The organism is Bacillus sp. PPSBB_11 (assembly GCF_038023285.1).
Taxonomy (GTDB): domain Bacteria; phylum Bacillota; class Bacilli; order Bacillales; family Bacillaceae; genus Bacillus; species Bacillus altitudinis.
Map to the genome: position 1 here is coordinate 2,754,028 of NZ_CP150633.1, position 18,988 is coordinate 2,773,015.

The 18,988-nt window shown below is 40.5% G+C and carries 19 protein-coding genes; 17 read left to right on the forward strand and 2 right to left on the reverse strand.

Features of this window, described 5'->3' with window-relative positions; translation table 11 throughout:
- Positions 1–15 precede the first annotated feature (15 nt).
- Together queF and V7L95_RS13450 are read left to right on the forward strand one after the other, a co-directional pair.
- On the forward strand, positions 16–513 hold the full coding sequence (gene queF, locus V7L95_RS13445; RefSeq protein ID WP_003211403.1) for a preQ(1) synthase: 498 nt from the start codon (positions 16–18) through the stop codon (positions 511–513).
- A 258-nt stretch (positions 514–771) separates the two neighbouring features.
- On the forward strand, positions 772–990 hold the full coding sequence (locus tag V7L95_RS13450; RefSeq protein WP_017367128.1) for a hypothetical protein: 219 nt from the start codon (positions 772–774) through the stop codon (positions 988–990).
- Positions 991–1,114: 124 nt separating this feature from the next.
- Here the strand turns inward: V7L95_RS13450 and V7L95_RS13455 are convergent, their stop codons facing one another.
- Positions 1,115–1,303: a DUF2187 family protein gene (locus tag V7L95_RS13455; RefSeq protein WP_003211747.1), complete on the reverse strand. Its 189-nt coding sequence runs from the start codon at positions 1,301–1,303 to the stop codon at positions 1,115–1,117.
- Between the two features lie 167 nt (positions 1,304–1,470).
- On the opposite strand from V7L95_RS13455, the gene V7L95_RS13460 reads away from it, so the two are divergent.
- From V7L95_RS13460 to V7L95_RS13485, 6 genes are all read left to right on the forward strand, one after another.
- The gene (locus V7L95_RS13460; protein ID WP_008348081.1) at positions 1,471–1,665 is read left to right on the forward strand and encodes a hypothetical protein; all 195 of its coding nucleotides are present in this window, start codon (positions 1,471–1,473) and stop codon (positions 1,663–1,665) included.
- Between the two features lie 306 nt (positions 1,666–1,971).
- The gene (locus V7L95_RS13465; RefSeq protein WP_340966825.1) at positions 1,972–2,631 is read left to right on the forward strand and encodes a cell wall hydrolase; all 660 of its coding nucleotides are present in this window, start codon (positions 1,972–1,974) and stop codon (positions 2,629–2,631) included.
- Positions 2,632–2,744: 113 nt separating this feature from the next.
- Complete coding sequence (locus V7L95_RS13470; protein WP_017359440.1) at positions 2,745–4,061, forward strand: polysaccharide biosynthesis protein; 1,317 nt, start codon at positions 2,745–2,747, stop codon at positions 4,059–4,061.
- 54 nt (positions 4,062–4,115) lie between these two features.
- The gene (gene stoA / locus V7L95_RS13475; protein ID WP_017359439.1) at positions 4,116–4,604 is read left to right on the forward strand and encodes an endospore biogenesis thiol-disulfide oxidoreductase StoA; all 489 of its coding nucleotides are present in this window, start codon (positions 4,116–4,118) and stop codon (positions 4,602–4,604) included.
- A gap of 295 nt (positions 4,605–4,899) precedes the next feature.
- On the forward strand, positions 4,900–6,819 hold the full coding sequence (locus tag V7L95_RS13480; RefSeq protein ID WP_017359438.1) for a heavy metal translocating P-type ATPase: 1,920 nt from the start codon (positions 4,900–4,902) through the stop codon (positions 6,817–6,819).
- Between the two features lie 104 nt (positions 6,820–6,923).
- On the forward strand, positions 6,924–8,018 hold the full coding sequence (locus V7L95_RS13485) for a Xaa-Pro peptidase family protein (protein WP_017359437.1): 1,095 nt from the start codon (positions 6,924–6,926) through the stop codon (positions 8,016–8,018).
- Positions 8,019–8,073: 55 nt separating this feature from the next.
- Here V7L95_RS13485 and V7L95_RS13490 read toward each other — a convergent pair whose 3' ends face one another.
- A complete protein-coding gene (locus V7L95_RS13490; protein ID WP_008348070.1) occupies positions 8,074–8,217 on the reverse strand; it encodes a hypothetical protein in 144 nt (47 codons plus the stop codon).
- Between the two features lie 93 nt (positions 8,218–8,310).
- Between V7L95_RS13490 and V7L95_RS13495 the strand changes: the two genes are divergently transcribed.
- From V7L95_RS13495 to V7L95_RS13535, 9 genes are all read left to right on the forward strand, one after another.
- On the forward strand, positions 8,311–9,300 hold the full coding sequence (locus V7L95_RS13495; RefSeq protein ID WP_017359436.1) for a LacI family DNA-binding transcriptional regulator: 990 nt from the start codon (positions 8,311–8,313) through the stop codon (positions 9,298–9,300).
- Positions 9,301–9,355: 55 nt separating this feature from the next.
- Complete coding sequence (locus V7L95_RS13500; RefSeq protein ID WP_017359435.1) at positions 9,356–10,210, forward strand: transcription antiterminator; 855 nt, start codon at positions 9,356–9,358, stop codon at positions 10,208–10,210.
- Positions 10,211–10,412: 202 nt separating this feature from the next.
- The gene (ptsG, locus tag V7L95_RS13505; protein WP_046527708.1) at positions 10,413–12,512 is read left to right on the forward strand and encodes a glucose-specific PTS transporter subunit IIBC; all 2,100 of its coding nucleotides are present in this window, start codon (positions 10,413–10,415) and stop codon (positions 12,510–12,512) included.
- A gap of 93 nt (positions 12,513–12,605) precedes the next feature.
- Positions 12,606–12,872 carry a phosphocarrier protein HPr gene (locus V7L95_RS13510; protein WP_003211078.1) on the forward strand — a complete coding sequence of 89 codons (267 nt, stop codon included), beginning with the start codon at positions 12,606–12,608 and terminating at the stop codon, positions 12,870–12,872.
- Positions 12,872–14,590, forward strand: a complete 1,719-nt coding sequence (gene ptsP, locus V7L95_RS13515) for a phosphoenolpyruvate--protein phosphotransferase (protein ID WP_284565027.1) — start codon at positions 12,872–12,874, stop codon at positions 14,588–14,590. The genes V7L95_RS13510 and ptsP overlap by 1 nt, the downstream gene beginning before the upstream one ends.
- 98 nt (positions 14,591–14,688) lie before the next feature.
- Entirely contained in the window at positions 14,689–14,931 is a 243-nt protein-coding gene (locus V7L95_RS13520) for a transcriptional regulator SplA domain-containing protein (RefSeq protein WP_034646394.1), read from the forward strand.
- Between the two features lie 80 nt (positions 14,932–15,011).
- A complete protein-coding gene (gene splB, locus V7L95_RS13525) occupies positions 15,012–16,040 on the forward strand; it encodes a spore photoproduct lyase (RefSeq protein ID WP_007498710.1) in 1,029 nt (342 codons plus the stop codon).
- 115 nt (positions 16,041–16,155) lie between these two features.
- On the forward strand, positions 16,156–18,117 hold the full coding sequence (locus V7L95_RS13530; RefSeq protein ID WP_340966838.1) for a methyl-accepting chemotaxis protein: 1,962 nt from the start codon (positions 16,156–16,158) through the stop codon (positions 18,115–18,117).
- A gap of 76 nt (positions 18,118–18,193) precedes the next feature.
- On the forward strand, positions 18,194–18,979 hold the full coding sequence (locus tag V7L95_RS13535) for an SDR family oxidoreductase (RefSeq protein WP_146270073.1): 786 nt from the start codon (positions 18,194–18,196) through the stop codon (positions 18,977–18,979).
- The last annotated feature ends 9 nt before the right edge of the window (positions 18,980–18,988 follow it).

Here is an 18,988-nt window from a genome sequence, read left to right on the forward strand (position 1 = left end):
AAAGGAAGAGACAAAATGACGACAAGAAAACCAGAAGAATTAGAAGGTGTCACTTTACTAGGAAATCAGGGGACCAATTACTTGTTTGACTATGCACCACAAGTGCTTGAAACGTTCCCGAATAAACATACGAATAGAGATTATTTTGTGAAGTTCAACTGCCCAGAATTCACATCACTTTGCCCGCAAACAGGGCAGCCCGATTTTGCGACCGTTTATATCAGCTACATCCCAAATGAAATCATGGTCGAAAGTAAATCATTAAAATTATATTTGTTTAGCTTCCGTAACCACGGTGACTTCCATGAGGATTGTATGAATATTATCATGAACGACCTCATTGAATTAATGGACCCAAGATATATCGAAGTATGGGGCAAATTTACACCAAGAGGCGGTATTTCAATTGATCCGTATACGAACTACGGAAAACCTGGAACAAAGTATGAAGAGATGGCATCGTATCGTATGATGAATCACGATATGTATCCAGAAACGATTGATAATCGCTAATAAATAAGAAAAGACATGCGGATGACATGTCTTTTTTTATGGAATAGATCATGATGGCGCATAAAAAAAGAGAAGAGTCATGTCACTCTTCTCATACCAATAGGAATAGAACTTGCTAGGACGGCTGGGGGCTACCAGCTCGTATGTATAGTATACACGACAGAACGTATGTTTGTAAAGGTGTATCATGCTTTTATTCTTGATATATTTACTTTAAGATAAAATTGAAACGAGCGAATGGAAATGGAGGCGTTTGTGTTGGCAAACAAAGAAGACAAAACAGAGAAGCTGCTGATGGAATTGAGGGAAGAGCTTCAGATGCTTGAACATCAAAACAAAGAACGATATAAATGGAGTGCCTCCACATTACTTGGAGTGATCGCCCTTTTAATTGATAAAGGCGTGATAACACCTGAAGAAGTTGACATGTACAAAACAAAAGCGGAAATGCAAACCTTTCACGCGCAAAAAGACTGACGCCACTTTATATGGTTGTCAGCCTTTTTCATATGTGATTGTCAAAAGAGAACAGAGCTGTCACACGAGTCAGCTTTGCTGTGTATATCTTTATGTAACGGTAGTCTGAATTGAGGATTGCAAATTAATGTACGGAGTCTTTGATGATTTTATAGTTTTTATGATTAACGACTGTTAGTGAATCCAGTTCTAAATCTCTATAGTTGTCCATAATGGTGACATCCACAATAACAGAGTTTTCATTCACTTTTTCAACTACACCTGTTAAACCATTTCTAAATTCGATCACATTCCCAATTTTTGCAATCTTCAACCGATCCCTCTCCTTTAAAAACAGATTTCATTCCCTATTAAAAAGTATTTTGCAATATTTTCATACCAATGTAAAGGATAAAGACGTTTTTCTTTCGTTTTCGTTGTACGCTTTGAAAACGAATGGTATATTTAATATTTGATCAAGGCTGAAAAGGAGCGGTTTTTTTGACTGAAGAACACATCAACACAATACTAGAATCATTACGGAATGGAACTGAAAAACAAGTGACCATTCAAAAGGATGATTTTTTAACATTTCGTTCTGTATTGGTCAATCAAGATGATTTTAAACATTTTCGCGGAATCGCCAAGCATGGTGGAGATGTTATTTTTGAATATCTTAAAGAAGCAAGAAGCTAAAGCTTTTTCTCATTCATGAGAAAAAGCTTTTTATTTTGGTTCTTTTGTCACACTTCAAACCAGCTTGATACATATGAAAAGAAAATGTAATAACCCATAATCAGGAGCATAAGGATGATTATAGGCTAAAAAGAGACTATATTAAACGCTTACATTACCAGTTCATGCGTATTTCAACTAGGACATGCCATTTAATGACGGAATTTGGACAGGCATGCAAATCTTTGTGCGTGAAAATAGAAGAAGCTCTTGTTAGAGTGGACAAGTATCTTACGGCCTACATTGATTAAAGGAGGAATGAGGCGAATGATCAAAATTCATACAGCTCTTTTTGCCATCCTTATGCTCATCTCAGCGATCAAGATGGACAATATACAAGAGCAAGAAGGCACATTAAGTCAGAAACTTGGACAAGCACCTGTAAAGCATCAGCTTTCATATATAGATCAAGATGAAAAGCATACCGTGATCCCAGCGTTTTCAGAGGAGAAACATCAGCCTAAAGTGAAAATGCTAAGCACGTCAACAGAGGAAAAGGCATCAAAACCGAAGCCGAAGCCGAAGCAAAAGGAAACGGCAAAGCCAGCAAGCTCAAGAAATCAATCACACTATTCTAATGAAGAAATGGACTTGCTTTCTCGGTTGGTACATGCCGAAGCAAAAGGTGAATCTTACGCCGGGAAAAAAGCGGTAGCAAGCGTCGTCTTAAACCGCGTAGAACACCGCTCTTTTCCTGACAGTGTCAGAGGCGTGATTTATCAGCGAAATGCCTTCCAGCCCGTATCAAATGGAAGTATCAATGATAAGGCAGACCAGGATTCCGTAAAAGCTGTGAAGCAGGTTGTCAAAGAAGATGACAGAACAACAAAGGCGATTTATTTTTATAATCCAAAAACGGCGACAGATAACTGGATTCGTTCTCGTAAAATTGTAGAACGCATTGGTCGTCATGTGTTTGCAGTGTAAAGAAAAACAGCGATCAATCAGTCGCTGTTTTTTTGTCTTCAATTATTAAAATATTTTCAGGACTTGTCTCATAGAATGTGAAAAGAATTTGCTTTTAGACAAGGGGAGGCTACATGAATCGATTTGTAAAAGGGGTCATTCTGCTATCTGTCGCAGCTTTCATTGCTGAGTGTATCGAGTTTTTAGTCAATATGATTTTAGCGAGAGAGCTTGGAGAACATGGAATGGGTTTATATATGAGCATCCTTCCCATCATCATGCTTGTGCTTGTGATCGCCAGCTTAGAGCTGCCAGTCTCCATTTCAAAATTCATTGCAGAATCGCATGAGCGGCTTCATAAAAGTATGCTTCGCCATGCATTTAAAATGACGCTTGTGGTGACATGCACAACAACGGCAATAGCAGCCATTGTACTGCCTTTCATTCCTGTATTTCAATCGTATCATCCGCTGATGAAGGGCTTGGTTCTGTCACTCATTCCAATCATCGCATTTACTTCCATTGCACGTGGCTATTTTATGGGCAAGCAACAAATGGGCAGAATTGCTCTAGCCAATATGCTGAAAAAAACGATCCAGCTTATCTGTTTGTTTTTGTTTTTTCATTGGTATTCGTTTGATATTGAAACAGCAGTGCTTATCGCGATTGGTGTGATTGTTGCAAGTGATCTCGTCGTCTTTATCTATTTATATTCCCAATACGTCATGGCAAAAAATGCTGTGAATGTCAGATCGGTTGAGTTAAGAGGAATTGACGTCAGAAAACGTTTGTTAGCAGTCTCCATCCCGACAACAGGTATGCGTATCTTTCATGCCATTGCCAATGCGATTGAACCGTTTTTAATCAAAGGAGCCCTCGTTGCAGCGGGCATTTCTGGTACGCTTGCTGTTGATCATTACGGAATGCTTGCTGGCGTAGCGATGTCGATCGGTTTTTTTCCGGCGTTTATTGCTCATTCCATTATGATTGTGATGATTCCGAATGTATCAGAAGCCTATGCCTTGGGGCAGTATGATCTCGTGAAAAAACGTGTCAGACAAGCGATTCTCATTACGTTTGGCTATGGGGTGCCAGCTGTGATGATCATGTATTATTTCGCTTATCCGCTCACGCAGCTCTTTTTTGACTCACCTCAAGCAGCCGTCTACTTGCAGCTGCTATGGCCATACTTCTTATGCCACTTGTTCGTGATGCCGTTTCAAGCGTGCTTAATTGGTATGGGGCTTATTAAAGATGTGTTCCTACATAATATATGGGTGCACGTGGTGTCGTTCTCTATGGTGTATTTTCTAGGATCCATCGAATCCTTAAATATGATGGGCGTTATCTTAGGAATGAACACGGGGATGCTGTTATTAACTGCTTTGCATTACGCGACGATTTGCAAGGAACTCGGCGTCTCCATGTTTCTTACATTGAAAAAAGCTTGAATGTCATGTGCAGCTAGCGGGCAAGCTATAGGAAAATCAGGAAGGAAGATGCTGATGAATCGTAAATATCTAACCGCCAGTCTTCTCATGATGACCCTTCTTTTATTTCTGATGAACATAGAGGCTGAAGCAAAAGAGCCTGTCATGGCGCCGAGGATAGAAGCTCCTACATTAACAGGTGAAACGCAGGTGATCCCGGTGAAAGGGAAGCGGACCATTCTGCATTTTTGGACAACGTGGTGTCCGTCCTGCAAAATGGAGCTACCAGCTTTTGAACAGATCGTAAAAGAAAATCAAAGTGATGTAGACATACTGACTGTGAATTTACTTGGTGCTGAGCAAAGCAAGCATGCAGTTTCCCAATTTGTGAAAGACAGAAAGTTCACATTTCCGATCGTTCTCGATGAGCACGGCGAAATGATGAAAAAATACCAAATCATGACGATCCCGACGACCTTTTTCATCAATGAAAAGGGTGAAGTGGTCAAAAACCATGTAGGTCCGCTGACGAAAAAACAAATCAAAGAGTGGACAAATTCGTAGAACACAAGCTTTCTGTAAAGAACCAATGGTCGATCCATTGGTTCTTTTTTGTGTTCAATTACCTTTCAGATGAATAAAATGTGCTCAGAAAGAGGAAGAAATGTCGGATGCTAATAATGATAATTATTATCAAGAAGAAATTATAATAATTATTAATTGAAAATTGGTCAGAACCTGTTATAATGAGTTACAGACCTATAAAAAGCTTGAAATAGCAGAAAATATAGATGATAAACGGAACGGGCAACGATTGATAATGTGAAAATCATTATCAATTAGAGAGGAGAAAGTAATCATGAATGAGAATACAGCACTTTATCAAACGACAGATCAAAAGGGATCAAACTCGCTCTTTCATAAATGGGCACAGCACGGAGAATTAATCGCAGCAGGCATTTCGGGGATTCTCATCTTGATTGGATGGTTTCTAAAGGACGAAACGATGTGGAGTATTCCACTTTTCATTCTTGCTTTTGTTATTGGTGGTTTTGCAAAGGCAAAGGAAGGAATTGAAGAAACCATTTCATCCAAGACATTAAATGTAGAACTTTTAATGATATTTGCTGCGATAGGCTCAGCGATCATTGGCTACTGGGCAGAGGGCGCCATTTTAATTTTTATTTTTTCTTTGAGCGGTGCGCTAGAAACGTATACGTCAAATAAAAGTAAAAAAGACTTAACGGCCTTAATGAGTATCGCTCCAGATGAAGCCACTTTAATTGAAGAAGATGGCACCACCATCCAAATCGCTGCTTCTTCACTTACGCCAGGCGACCGTATTTTAATCAAAGCGGGCGAACGAATTGCAGCAGATGGTGTGATCATGAGCGGAAGAACAAGTGTAGACGAATCTGCCTTAACGGGTGAATCGGTGCCTCAGGAAAAAGGGCAAGGGGAAGATGTGTTTGCAGGAACAGTGAATTTAAATGGTTCGTTAACAGTAGAAGTAACAAAACATAATGAAGAAACACTTTTTCATAAAATCATTAAGCTGGTGGAATCTGCACAAGAAAGTGTATCGCCAAGCCAAGCGTTTATTGAAAAATTTGAAGGTGCATATGTAAAAGGTGTGCTCATCACTGTAGCGATTTTAATGTTCCTGCCTCATTTTGTACTTGGCTGGAGCATGAGTGAAACGTTTTACCGCGCGATGGTGTTTATGGTGGTTGCCTCGCCTTGTGCACTTGTTGCCTCAATTATGCCAGCAGCTCTTTCACTCATCTCAAACGGTGCAAGAAACGGTATGCTTGTAAAAGGAAGTGTCTTTTTAGAAAAACTGGGCACAAGTACGATGATTGCATTTGATAAAACGGGTACGATTACAAGTGGAAAACCAGCTGTTGAAAAAGTGGTTTTGGCAAAAGGGCAAGATGAATCGACCTTTTATCAAGCGCTCTATCAAATTGAAAGTCAGTCAAACCATCCATTAGCTAAAGCCATTTCTGACATGGCAAAAGAGCATCATACAGAGCGGGCAGACCACGTAACCATTGAAGAAACATCAGGTTTTGGTGTGGAAGCACAATTAAATGAGGACACATGGCGGATTGGGAAGAAAGATTTTGCCGGAAAAGCTTCAATGGATCGTGACATTGAAGAGAATGGTGATGTTCTTTCATCCAAAGGATATACAGTTGTCTATGTTCAAAAAAATCAAGAAGTTGTCGGCTGTCTCGGTTTGAAAGATCAAATCAGACCTGAAGCCAAAAAAATGATTCAGGAGCTGAATGATTTAGGCATCCAAACCGTCATGCTCACAGGGGATCAGCAAAAAACAGCTGAAGCGATTGCAGAGGAAGCAGGCATCCAAACCGTTGTCGCTGAATGTCTTCCAGATGAAAAGGTACATGAAGTCAATCAACTGAAAAAACAAGGTGATTCGATCATTATGGTCGGAGATGGAATCAATGATGCACCTGCACTCGCCACAGCAGATGTTGGCGTCGCAATGGGCGGAGGTACAGATGTTGCTTTAGAAACAGCAGACCTCATTTTAATGAAAAATAACTTAAACAATCTGACAAAGATGATCCGTCTTTCAAGAAAGATGAACCGAATCATTAAACAAAACATCATCTTTTCATTAACTGTTATTTGTTTGTTAATCTGTGCGAATTTCTTACAAGTTCTTGATTTACCTTTTGGTGTCATTGGGCATGAAGGCAGTACGATTTTGGTTATTTTAAACGGACTTCGTTTGCTTCGTGCTTCTTAAGCAAATCACAAAAGCGCACTGGCTTTAGGTCAGTGCGCTTTTGTGCGAAATATAGTGAAAACTGATACAATAGATCAGTAGTCAAACGTGTGAGGAGGATCACGATGAATCGAATGAAAAACTTGTCTTCTTGGCTTAAGAAAAAAGACATTCAAGGTGCATTTATACATACAAAGGAGAATGTATTCTATCTATCTGGATACTTCACAGAGCCGCATGAAAGAGTGATGGGGCTGTTTGTTTTTCAGGAAGCAGATCCATTTTTCATTTTGCCTAAGATGGAAGTTGAGCAAGCAAAAAATGCGGGATGGGCTGGAGATCTCATTGGATATGAAGACCATGAAAACCCCTTTGATTTCATACAAAAGGCACTAGAAAAACGAGGAGTAAAAGCGACTCGCCTAGCGATTGAAAAAGAATCCATTCCTTTGCAAAGAGCAGAGCAGCTTCAAGCTGTCACTGGGGCAGAAACATTCGTCCGGGCAGAAGATGTGCTCAATCAGCTAAGACTAATTAAAGACGAAGCTGAAATTGAAACATTGAAAAAAGCTGCTCAATTGGCAGACGAAGGCGTTAAAATTGGGGTTCATGCCCTAAAAGAAGGGGTGACGGAAACCGAAGTTCTTGCTGTCATCGAATATGAACTGAAGAAAAAAGGCATTCAGGGCATGTCCTTTTCAACCATGGTACTATTTGGAGAAAAATCAGGAGAACCTCATGGAAATCCGGGACAGGCAGCCTTGAAAAAAGGTGATTTTGTTTTATTTGACCTTGGCGTGATTGTGGATGGCTATTGTTCAGATATTACAAGAACCTTCATCTATCAAGAAGCGTCTGAACAACAAAAGGATATTTACAACACCGTCTTGAAAGCCGAATTGGCAGCACTTGATATGAGCAAGCCGGGTGTGAGAATTGGTGACCTTGACTTAAAAGCAAGAGGGCTGATCGCAGAAGCAGGGTATGGCGAATACTTTCCGCATCGTCTAGGGCATGGACTCGGGGTTTCTGTTCATGAGTTCCCTTCTATGAGTCAAGCAAATGATGACCTTCTAAAAGAAGGGATGGTCTATACGATCGAGCCGGGTATTTATGTACCTGGAGTCGGCGGGGTTAGAATTGAAGACGATGTTCTCATTACAAAAGATGGCCCAGTCACGTTAACCAATTATCCAAAAGAGTTGACGATCATCAAGTAATGAAAAAAATCACGATGAACGTCCAAGTATTGGGAGCGTCATCGTGATTTTTTTGTCACTCTTTGCGATCCTTATCAACAAAGAAATCATCAATTGATTGAAACGGCTTGATTTTATGTTCTTTTCCTAAAGGATGTAGTGCGAATCGAGCAGAAAACAAAATAGTCAAACATAATATGATCCATATGATAATACCCATCTTGAATTCCCCTTTCCACCCAGTGATTTGTTCAGCTCACATACATCTTAAAGTATGAAACGCTTACCATATCAAGAGAAAGTAGGAGAAAAAATGCCTAACATAAGGGATATTGCGAAAAGAGCGGGTGTATCTGTTACCACTGTATCACGAGTGATGAATGATCATCCTTATGTCAAAGAAGAAAAGCGAGAGCGCGTACTTAGTGCGATGAAAGAGCTCAAATATACACGTAATATTCAGGCAGTGCATTTAGCAAAGGGCTATTCCAATATGCTTGGAATTGTGCTTCCGACAATTGATCACTCCTATTTCAGCGGAATTGTCACAGGGATTGCAGAGAAAGCACAGGAGCGTGGAATGCATTTTGCCTTGTTTCAAACAGGATATGACCCATTAAAGGAAAAAGAAGCATTAATGAGCTTAAAAGAGCAGCGTGTGGATGGTTTAATCTTTTGCTCAAATGCGTTAAGTGATCGAGACATTTTAAAGTGGCAGGAATCTGGTCCTATTATTTTTTGTCATCCTACTCCGCATGATACATGTTCATCGGTATCGATTGCGCATGATCAGGCTTTTAAGGAAGGGCTTGAACACTTAGCGGCATGCGGTCATGAGCGAATCGCAATCGTTCTTGCTAGAACAGAAGGGGAGAATAGCCAAGTTCGCATTCAGACTTATCAAGAAATGATGCGGTCGCTTGGGCAGGACATTGATGATGAATGGATCATTGAAGGAAAACTGACCATTTTTGATGGCAAGCAATTATTTACAGAATGGAAAGAGATGAAAAATCGTCCGACAGCCTTACTGATTACAAACGATGATGTATCAGCAGGTTTTTTACTAGAAGCACAGCGTCACCACATAAACGTTGGAGAATCACCAGCCATACTTGGCTTTCAAAACGATCAATTGAGTGAAGCATTGGGGATTTCTAGTATAGACATTCCTCTCAAACAAATGGGGCAGGAAGCATTTGATTTGTTCAATCGAGCGTTACAAGGAGAGGCACCAGAAAAAAGGGTGCTGTCATATCGACTCGTTGAGCGCACAACGACTATTTTAAAAAACAATCGTTGACGCACGTTTCATCTGTTTTGTACGATAAGAAGGATTGAATAAGAAGGAGGTGGGGATGTTCATGGAATCCTTCACCGTTGATAAAGCGTTAAATAATAATGTCATCATCGCAAAACACCCTTCTTTAGGCGAAGTGGTCCTGATTGATAAAGGGATCGGCTTTGGGAAAAAATCGGGTGACGTTCTCGATCAAGCGGCATTTGAGAAAATGTTTGTGTTAAAGAACACAAAAGAGCAAACAGAATACAAACAATTGCTGCACCACATTAATGAGGACATGATTGAGCTTGCCAATGACGTCATTTATCATATACGAGAAAAAATGGGGCATCGCTTAAATGAGCATATTCATATTGCACTGACAGATCATATTGCCTTTAGCTTTAAGCGAGTTAAGCAAGGCTATGATATCACCAATCCTTTTATGCTTGAAACGAAATCCTTATACCCGAAAGAATACGAGGTCGCAAAGGAAGTCGTGGAACTGATAAATGCGCGGCCAGATGTTGAAACGAAGCTGCCCGAAGGAGAAATTGGGTTTATTGCGCTCCACATTCACTCTGCTTTAACGAACCGGCCTTTATCCGAGGTCAACCGTCATTCGCAGCTCATGACACAAATGGTCCAAGTCATAGAAGATGCATTTCATATGAAAGTAGATAGAGAAAGTATTCATTATTTACGCTTACTGCGCCATATTACGTTTTCGATTGAGCGTATTAAACGGGAAGAATCATTAGAGGAGCCAGAAAAGTTGCTTCATCTATTGAAAAATGAATATCCTTTATGCTACAATACTGCTTGGAAAATGATCAAAATTTTGCAACATGCATTGAAAAAGCCTGTACAAGATGCCGAAGCTGTCTATTTGACACTTCACCTGTACAGATTGACGAATAAAATTTCATAGTTTCCTTGAAACGTGTAACTGATTCGATCAGGCATGAGTGACTTAAGGTAAATACAGGATAAGATCCTGTTATTTGCGCAACCTTATATCACCATGCCTTTTTTGTGTTCTGAAAGTGAAATGTAAACGGTTAATTATGAAATGTACGTCAATATGTGATTGAAATGTATGTTGTAAGCGAAAACAAAAGGAGGTTCAACCAGTGTTTAAATCACTTTTTGGTGTGTTGCAAAAAATTGGACGAGCACTTATGCTTCCAGTTGCGATCCTTCCTGCTGCTGGTATTTTACTAGCACTCGGAAATGCGATGCAAAATCCGCAGCTGATTGATGTCGCTCAATTTTTAAGCAATGATACAATTCAGCTTGTTGCTAGTGTTATGGAGAATGCGGGGAATATTGTCTTCTCGAATCTTCCACTCCTATTTGCTGTAGGGGTTGCCATCGGTCTTGCCAATGGAGACGGTGTGGCAGGGATTGCCGCGATCATCGGTTACCTTGTCATGAACGTAACGATGAGTGCCGTATTAATGGCCAACGGTTCCATTCCATCCGATTCAATCAAATTGGCTAAGTTCTTTAAGGAAAGTCATCCAGCGTATGTGAATATGCTCGGCATACCGACCTTGTCTACCGGCGTGTTTGGCGGGATTATTGTCGGGGTATTAGCCGCTTATATGTTTAATAAATTTTACAAAATTGAGCTCCCGCAATATCTTGGCTTCTTTGCTGGTAAGCGTTTTGTTCCAATCGTTACGTCGATTTCAGCACTTATTTTAGGGCTTTTGATGCTCGTCATTTGGCCGCCAATCCAAGGTGCATTGAACTCATTTTCAACAGGACTGCTTGCAGCGAATGAGCCGCTAGCTGCCTTTGTATTCGGTGTCATTGAACGCTCATTAATTCCGTTTGGTCTGCACCACATATTCTACGCACCATTCTGGTATGAATTTTTTAGCTATAAGAGCTTATCAGGAGATATTATCCGTGGTGACCAGCGTATTTTCATGGCGCAAATCAAAGATGGTGTTCAGCTGACAGCCGGTACATTCATGACAGGGAAATATCCGTTCATGATGTTTGGACTTCCAGCAGCAGCACTTGCGATTTACCATGAAGCCAAACCTAAGAATAAAAAGCTTGTAGCAGGAATTATGGGATCAGCGGCCCTTACTTCTTTCCTAACAGGGATCACTGAACCGCTTGAATTCTCATTCTTGTTTGTTGCACCGATATTATTTGCGATTCACTGTGTATTTGCTGGATTATCCTTTATGATAATGGATATTCTAAACGTGAAAATCGGGATGACCTTCTCAGGAGGGTTAATCGACTTCTTCCTTTTTGGTATCCTGCCGAATAGAACCGCTTGGTGGCTTGTCATTCCAGTCGGTCTCGTACTAGCTGTCATTTACTACTTCGGATTCAGATTTGCGATTCGCAAGTTTAATCTGAAAACGCCAGGACGCGAAGATGAAGCAGCTGACGGTGCAAGCAACGCTCAATCTGGAAAAGGCGATGACTTACCTTATGAAATTCTTGAAGCAATGGGTGACCAAGAAAACATTAAACACCTAGATGCTTGTATTACGCGTTTACGTGTCACTGTAAATGATCAGAAAAAAGTGGATAAAGACCGCTTGAAAAAGCTTGGCGCTTCAGGTGTCCTTGAAGTAGGGAATAACATCCAGGCCATCTTTGGACCACGCTCTGATAATTTAAAAACACAAATGCAGGACATTATTGCAGGGCGCACACCTCGACCAGCGAAAGACCCTTCTGCAAAAGAAGAAGTTAGCCAGCAGGTTGAAGAAGTCATTGCAAAACCGCTTCAAAACGAACAAGGGGAAGAAACGTTTGCTTCACCAATTACAGGGGAGCTGCATCCAATTACAGATGTGCCAGATCAAGTATTCTCAGGGAAAATGATGGGTGACGGTTTTGCTATCTTGCCAAAAGAGGGAACAGTGGTTTCACCAGTAAGAGGAAAAATCTTAAATGTGTTCCCAACAAAACACGCCATCGGCCTCCAGTCTGATGGTGGACTTGAAATCTTGATTCACTTCGGGATTGATACAGTCAGCCTCAAAGGAGAAGGATTTGAAGCATTTGTACAAGAGGGAGATCAAGTAGAAATCGGTCAAAAACTTTTAGAGGTTGATATTGATAAAATTAAGTCAGAAGTACCATCTTTAATGACACCAATTGTATTTACAAACTTAAGTGAAGGACAATTTATTGACCTTCAAGAATCCGGTGAAATCAAAGCTGGCCAAGAAAACATCATGAAAATTTCAAAATAATTTTCATAACTGCCGTTCTTGTTAGATGACAAGCTCGGCAGTATGATATAATATTGTGGATGTATGAAATGTATAAAAAGGAGATTGATAAAAATGGCTCAACAAACATTCAAAGTAACTGCAGATTCTGGAATTCACGCACGTCCTGCAACAGTTCTTGTACAAACTGCTAGTAAATATGATGCTGATATCAACTTAGAATATAATGGTAAAACAGTGAACCTGAAATCTATTATGGGTGTAATGTCTCTAGGAATTGCGAAAGGTGCTACAATCACAATCTCTGCTTCTGGTTCTGATGAAAATGATGCACTTGCTGCGCTAAAAGACACAATGAAAAGTGAAGGCCTAGGCGAGTAATGCAACAACTGAAAGGAATCGGTGCTTCAGCAGGCGTTGCGATTGCAAAAGCATATCGTCTAGAAGAACCAGATTTAACAGTTCACCAAAAAGACATCAATGATCCAGAGACAGAAGTGAAACGCTTTGAAGAAGCAATTCATGTTTCAAAGCAAGAACTTGAAGCAATTAAAGAGCATGCGCTAAAAGAACTTGGCCAAGATAAAGCGGATATTTTTTCTGCACACCTTCTTGTGTTAAGTGATCCAGAGCTGCTCAACCCAGTGAAGGATAAAATCACATCGGATAAAGTAAATGCTGAATTTGCTTTAAAAGAAACAGCAACAATGTTTGTTACAATGTTTGAAGCAATGGACAATGAATACATGAAAGAACGTGCAGCGGATATTCGCGACGTTACAAAACGTGTCACTGGTCATTTGCTAGGCGTTGACATTCCAAACCCAAGTATGATTTCTGAAGAAGTCATTATCATTGCTGAAGATTTAACACCTTCTGATACAGCTCAGCTGAACAGACAATTCGTCAAAGGTTTTGCGACAGATATCGGTGGTCGTACTTCTCACTCAGCGATTATGGCAAGATCAATGGAAATTCCAGCAGTTGTTGGGACAAAAGAAGCAACAAAAACGGTGAAAAACAATGATCTGATCATTGTTGATGGTATTAGTGGAGACATCATCATTCAGCCTTCTGAAGATGAAGTGAAAGCGTATCAAAAAAAGCATGAAGACTACTTAGCTCAAAAAGCGGAATGGGCGAAACTTGTTGACCAGCCAACCGTCACAAAAGACGGCGTTCACGTAGAGTTAGCTGCGAATATTGGAACACCTGAAGATGTGAAAGGTGTACTTGAAAATGGCGGCGAAGCAGTTGGATTGTACCGTACAGAATTTTTATACATGGGCAGAGATCAGCTCCCAACAGAAGAAGAGCAGTTCGATGCGTATAAAACCGTTTTAGAGAAGATGGAAGGCAAAGCAGTGGTTGTCCGCACACTAGATATTGGTGGCGATAAAGAACTTCCTTACTTGCAGCTTCCAAAAGAAATGAACCCGTTCCTTGGCTATAGAGCGATCCGCCTTTGCCTTGAAGAGCAGGAGATTTTCAGAACACAGCTACGCGCGTTACTTCGTGCAAGTACATATGGAAACTTGAAAATCATGTTCCCTATGATCGCGACGTTATCAGAATTTAGAGAAGCAAAAGCTATTTTACTTGAAGAAAAAGAAGCATTGGTTGCTGCTGGTACAGAAGTATCTGATTCCATTGAAATCGGAATGATGGTAGAAATTCCATCAACAGCTGTTATCGCAGATCAATTTGCAAAAGAAGTAGATTTCTTCAGTATTGGAACAAATGATTTGATTCAATACACAATGGCTGCTGATCGAATGAACGAACGAGTGTCTTATCTTTACCAGCCATACAATCCAGCTATTTTACGCCTCATAACGCTTGTGATTGAAGCAGCGCATAAAGAAGGTAAATGGGTTGGCATGTGCGGTGAGATGGCAGGAGATGAAATCGCAATCCCGCTCCTACTTGGACTAGGATTAGATGAATTTTCAATGAGCGCAACATCGATTCTTCCAGCAAGAACGCAGTTAAGCAAGCTTTCTAAGGAAGAAGCTGCATCATTTAAAGAGCATATCTTATCACTGAGTACAACTGAAGAAGTGGTTGATTTCGTGAAAAAAACGTTTCAACATAACTAGGTGATGTAAACCAGACAGGTCAAACTGTCTGGTTTTTTTGTCGAATTTTATCATAATCAGTCATATCGCTTGCAGAGAAGGGCATCCTAACATAAAAAATGGAGGTGACCAGTTTGTCTTTCTCTAACTATAAGCCAGGTGATCAAGTATATGTCATTTATCGAAATCCACATGCAGCCAATGTTGCACAAATTAAAGAAGCGGAAATCGTTTCACACCCTTACAATGAACAAGAGCTTGCGCTATTTCTACTTGAAACATATCACCCATTAGCCCCTGATGATGCCGTATTTCCAACATACGAAGAAGCAGAAGCCCTTTATCAAGATCTGTTTGAATAAGGGAGATTTTAGAAAGGATAGAAGCCATCCTGAGAGGTTAAAGTAACGGTATGAACCTATAAGGTAAGGATGTGCTAAATATGATCAAACCGTTCGTTCCCCAGCTTGTGTATATTGAACCTCGGGCGCTAGAGTACCCATTAGGACAAGAGCTGAAAGAAAAATTTGAAGGTATGGGAATTGAAATTAGAGAAACAACCTCACACAACCAAGTGAGAAATATTCCGGGGAAAAATGATTTACAAAAGTACCGTAATGCAAAATCGACGCTCGTTATCGGCGTGAGAAAAACCTTGAAATTTGATACATCTAAACCATCTGCAGAGTATGCCATTCCGTTTGCAACAGGATGCATGGGGCATTGCCATTATTGCTACCTGCAAACGACGATGGGGAGTAAGCCGTACATTCGCACATATGTCAATGTAGAAGAGATCTTAGATCAGGCTGAACAGTACATGAACGAGCGTGCACCTGATATCACGCGGTTTGAAGCTTCATGTACATCCGATATCGTAGGAATTGACCATTTGACTCACACACTCAAACGAGCGATTGAATACTTTGGTCAAACCGATCTTGGCAAACTACGCTTTGTTACGAAATTTCATCATGTAGACCATTTGTTAGATGCAAAACACAATGGGCGAACAAGATTCCGCTTTAGTATCAATGCCGATTATGTCATTAAATATTTCGAACCTGGAACATCACCACTCGATCAGCGGATTGAAGCGGCTGTAAAGGTAGCAAAAGCAGGCTATCCACTGGGCTTTATTATTGCCCCTATTTACATTCATGAAGGGTGGCAAGAGGGATATAAAGTCCTATTTGAAAAACTCGATGCAGCTCTCCCTGAAGAAGTGAGACAAGATATCACCTTTGAAATGATTCAGCACCGTTTTACAAAACCGGCGAAGCGTGTCATCCAAAAAAACTATCCAAAAACAAAACTAGAACTAGATGAAGAAAAGAGAAGATATAAGTGGGGTAGATATGGAATTGGAAAATATATCTATCAAAAAGATGAAGAACAAGAACTTAGGCAGACATTAGAATCATATATCGAACAGTACTTTCCGTCTGCAAAAATTGAATATTTTACTTAAAACAAGTCATTATGGCTTGTTTTTTCTATTTAAATTTTCTTACAACTATTGAATGCGGTACCAATTTTGCCGATATACACATTAAGATGCGAAAGTAGGATGTAGGGGTGATGAGATGTTTAAGAAACTTCAAGTGAGAATAGCTGTTTTCATCTCAGTTATTTTAATTTTAACCGTTGTCGCAGTTCAAGTGGGTTCCAATTTAGTATTAAGACCACTGATTGAACGAGATGCGAAAACAACGACATCAGCAACGGCAGAAAGCATGAGAGACATCATAGCACTAAAGCTTGAGAATTACGGTGATACGATTAACCAATTGGCAACAAGTACACTTACTGAAGAATTTGCACAGAAACAAACAAAGCAGACATTGGCATTTGAAAACGATGAATTAAAAGGATTGCAGGAGCAGGATGAACTCATCTCGCTTGCCTATATAGGAACAAGTGATGGTAAAATGTTTGCTTTCCCGGAGTCCGATTTTGGTGAAGGGTATGATCCGTCTAAACGAGACTGGTATATTCAAGCGGCTGAAAAGCCTGACGAAGTCCTATGGACAGATCCGTACATTGATAAAGCAACAAGTGAAATGGTCGTTTCAGCCACGAAGGCGATCGTACGAAAAGGAAAAGTAGTCGGTGTCGCTGGACTTGACTTGAAACTGGCTTCCATTCAGTCCTTTATAAATGAACAAAAGATTCCTTACATGGGAACGGCTTTCTTAGTTGACGGCACAGGGACCATTTTGGCACATCCAACAGAGCAAGGAAAAAATATTTCAAAAGTCGCTTCTGTGAAAAAAGCGATCGATAACTCGGGTATTGATGATGACAAACAGCTGACCGTCATCTCAAAAATTAAAAAGGCAAACTGGACGATCGGTGTGAGCTTCGAGAAAAAGAAACTTCTTTGGATCACTGAACAAATGAATCAGACAAGTATCATTATTTCTGTCATTGCCATTATACTTGCCATGATTCTAAGCTACTTATTGGCTAGAAGCATTACAACACCAATTAAACGCCTCATCGAGCATGTTCGTAAAGTGTCTGAAGGCGATTTAACCAGCTCGCTTGAGTCGAAGTCTCAGGATGAGATAGGTTTCCTCACGAAAAGCTTTAATCAAATGACTGAAGGCATCAGGGATTTAATTGAAAAAGTGAAAGAGTCTTCAGATCAGGTTGTGAAATCAACGGATGAAGTGACACAAATTTCAAACGAGACCTTGCTATCTAGTGAACAGATTGCAACGGCTATTCAAGAGGTCGCTGTAGGAGCGACGAAACAAGCATCAGAAGCGGAAACCATTAATGAAAAATCAGAGCATTTGTATGAAAAAGTTCGTCATATGGGTGAGCTTGCCACGCAAATGCAAACCAACTCAAAATCATCGGAAGATGCAAGCTATAGAGGACTTGATGCTCTTGGTCTGCTCGTCCAAAAATCAACACAAGCGAATGAAGAATCGAAGAAGGTAGAGCAAATGCTGCTTGACCTTGAGCATAAAACGAAAAATATTGAAAACGTCGTAACAGCGATCTCTGAAATCTCAGATCAAACGAATTTACTCGCACTGAATGCAAGTATTGAAGCAGCGAGAGCAGGAGAAAGCGGAAGAGGATTTGCTGTTGTTGCAGAAGAAGTCAGAAAGCTGGCTGAACAATCTGCAGAATCAACGAAACATATTAGTGAAACCGTAAAACTCATTCAAGATGAATCGAAAAAGGCAGCTGAAGCGATGACAGCAGCAAGCAAAATGAATGAAGAACAAGGTGATGCCATCAATTCAACAGGAGAGGCACTCAGCAGTATCACAATGGAAATGCAGGCACTTGTCGGCTCCATTGACAGCATTCATACACAAATCAATGAAATGACTGAAGAACAGCAGAAAATGAATGATTCCATTCAAAGTATTGCGGCCATTTCACAAGAATCCGCCGCTTCAGCTGAGGAAGTACATGCTTCCACAGACGAACAAGTACAAGCTTTAGAAAGAACGAAAACATCAACAGAAATGTTGAACGAATCAAGTCAGGCACTGCGTCAGGCAGTCAATCGGTTTAAACTATAATCTTGCAGAAAAGAACCTTGCCATGTCAGCAAGGTTCTTTTTGTATGATAAAATATGAACAGAGGAGGGTGCCAACATGCATGTTAATCTATCTGGCAGAAAAGCATTGGTCGCAGCAAGCAGTCAAGGTATCGGTAAAGCCATTGCCTTTCATCTTGCAAAAGAGGGAGCAGATGTGATGCTCTCGGGAAGACATGAGCAAACGCTGCAAGAAGCGGTCAAAGAATTATCCCCGCTTGTAAAAGGGAAGCTGACGTATCAAGTATGTGATGTATCTGACGCCGAGCAAATTAAAGCGCTTGTCGTCGCAGCAGCAGGTGATGAAAAACGTCTTGATATACTCGTGAACAATACAGGCGGTCCTCAAACAGGAACACTTGAAACCTTAACAGATGAAGATTGGATGGAATCATTTCAGCTTCATTTACTCAGCTATATTCGGTTATTAAAAGAAGCCTTGCCGTATTTAAAAAAACAAGGTGCACGCGTGTTAAATATTGCATCTATGTCGGTCAAAGAACCGATCCCAGGCTTGATGCTGTCGAATACATTTAGACCGGCCATTACCGGCTGGACAAAAACAGCTGCTCAGGAGCTTGCCAAAGATGGCATTTTGATCAATACCTTAGCCCCTGGGAAAATTGAAACAGAGCGCGTGAAACAGTTAGACAAACACCGTGCACAAGAGGAGCAACAATCGGTTGAAGAGATCAAAGCACAAGCTGAACGTATGATTCCGCTGGGCCGTTACGGGCAGCCAGAGGAATTTGCAGCATATGCGGCTTTTCTTTTATCTGAAGCCAATACATATATGACAGGTCAAACCCTCATCATTGATGGTGGATTGACAAAGTCTCTATAAGGAGGAATT

Bases quoted from the DNA above. Each gene is read 5' to 3' on its own strand.
- V7L95_RS13530 (WP_340966838.1), top strand. From the start codon at position 16,156: ATGTTTAAGAAACTTCAAGTGAGAATAGCTGTTTTCATCTCAGTTATT.
- ptsP (WP_284565027.1), top strand. From the start codon at position 12,872: ATGCAACAACTGAAAGGAATCGGTGCTTCAGCAGGCGTTGCGATTGCA.
- V7L95_RS13480 (WP_017359438.1), top strand. From the start codon at position 4,900: ATGAATGAGAATACAGCACTTTATCAAACGACAGATCAAAAGGGATCA.
- queF (WP_003211403.1), top strand. From the start codon at position 16: ATGACGACAAGAAAACCAGAAGAATTAGAAGGTGTCACTTTACTAGGA.
- V7L95_RS13535 (WP_146270073.1), top strand. From the start codon at position 18,194: ATGCATGTTAATCTATCTGGCAGAAAAGCATTGGTCGCAGCAAGCAGT.
- stoA (WP_017359439.1), top strand. From the start codon at position 4,116: ATGAATCGTAAATATCTAACCGCCAGTCTTCTCATGATGACCCTTCTT.
- V7L95_RS13485 (WP_017359437.1), top strand. From the start codon at position 6,924: ATGAATCGAATGAAAAACTTGTCTTCTTGGCTTAAGAAAAAAGACATT.
- splB (WP_007498710.1), top strand. From the start codon at position 15,012: ATGATCAAACCGTTCGTTCCCCAGCTTGTGTATATTGAACCTCGGGCG.
- V7L95_RS13500 (WP_017359435.1), top strand. From the start codon at position 9,356: ATGTTCATGGAATCCTTCACCGTTGATAAAGCGTTAAATAATAATGTC.
- V7L95_RS13465 (WP_340966825.1), top strand. From the start codon at position 1,972: ATGATCAAAATTCATACAGCTCTTTTTGCCATCCTTATGCTCATCTCA.
- V7L95_RS13520 (WP_034646394.1), top strand. From the start codon at position 14,689: ATGGAGGTGACCAGTTTGTCTTTCTCTAACTATAAGCCAGGTGATCAA.
- V7L95_RS13470 (WP_017359440.1), top strand. From the start codon at position 2,745: ATGAATCGATTTGTAAAAGGGGTCATTCTGCTATCTGTCGCAGCTTTC.
- V7L95_RS13510 (WP_003211078.1), top strand. From the start codon at position 12,606: ATGGCTCAACAAACATTCAAAGTAACTGCAGATTCTGGAATTCACGCA.
- V7L95_RS13490 (WP_008348070.1), bottom strand. From the start codon at position 8,217: ATGGGTATTATCATATGGATCATATTATGTTTGACTATTTTGTTTTCT.
- V7L95_RS13495 (WP_017359436.1), top strand. From the start codon at position 8,311: ATGCCTAACATAAGGGATATTGCGAAAAGAGCGGGTGTATCTGTTACC.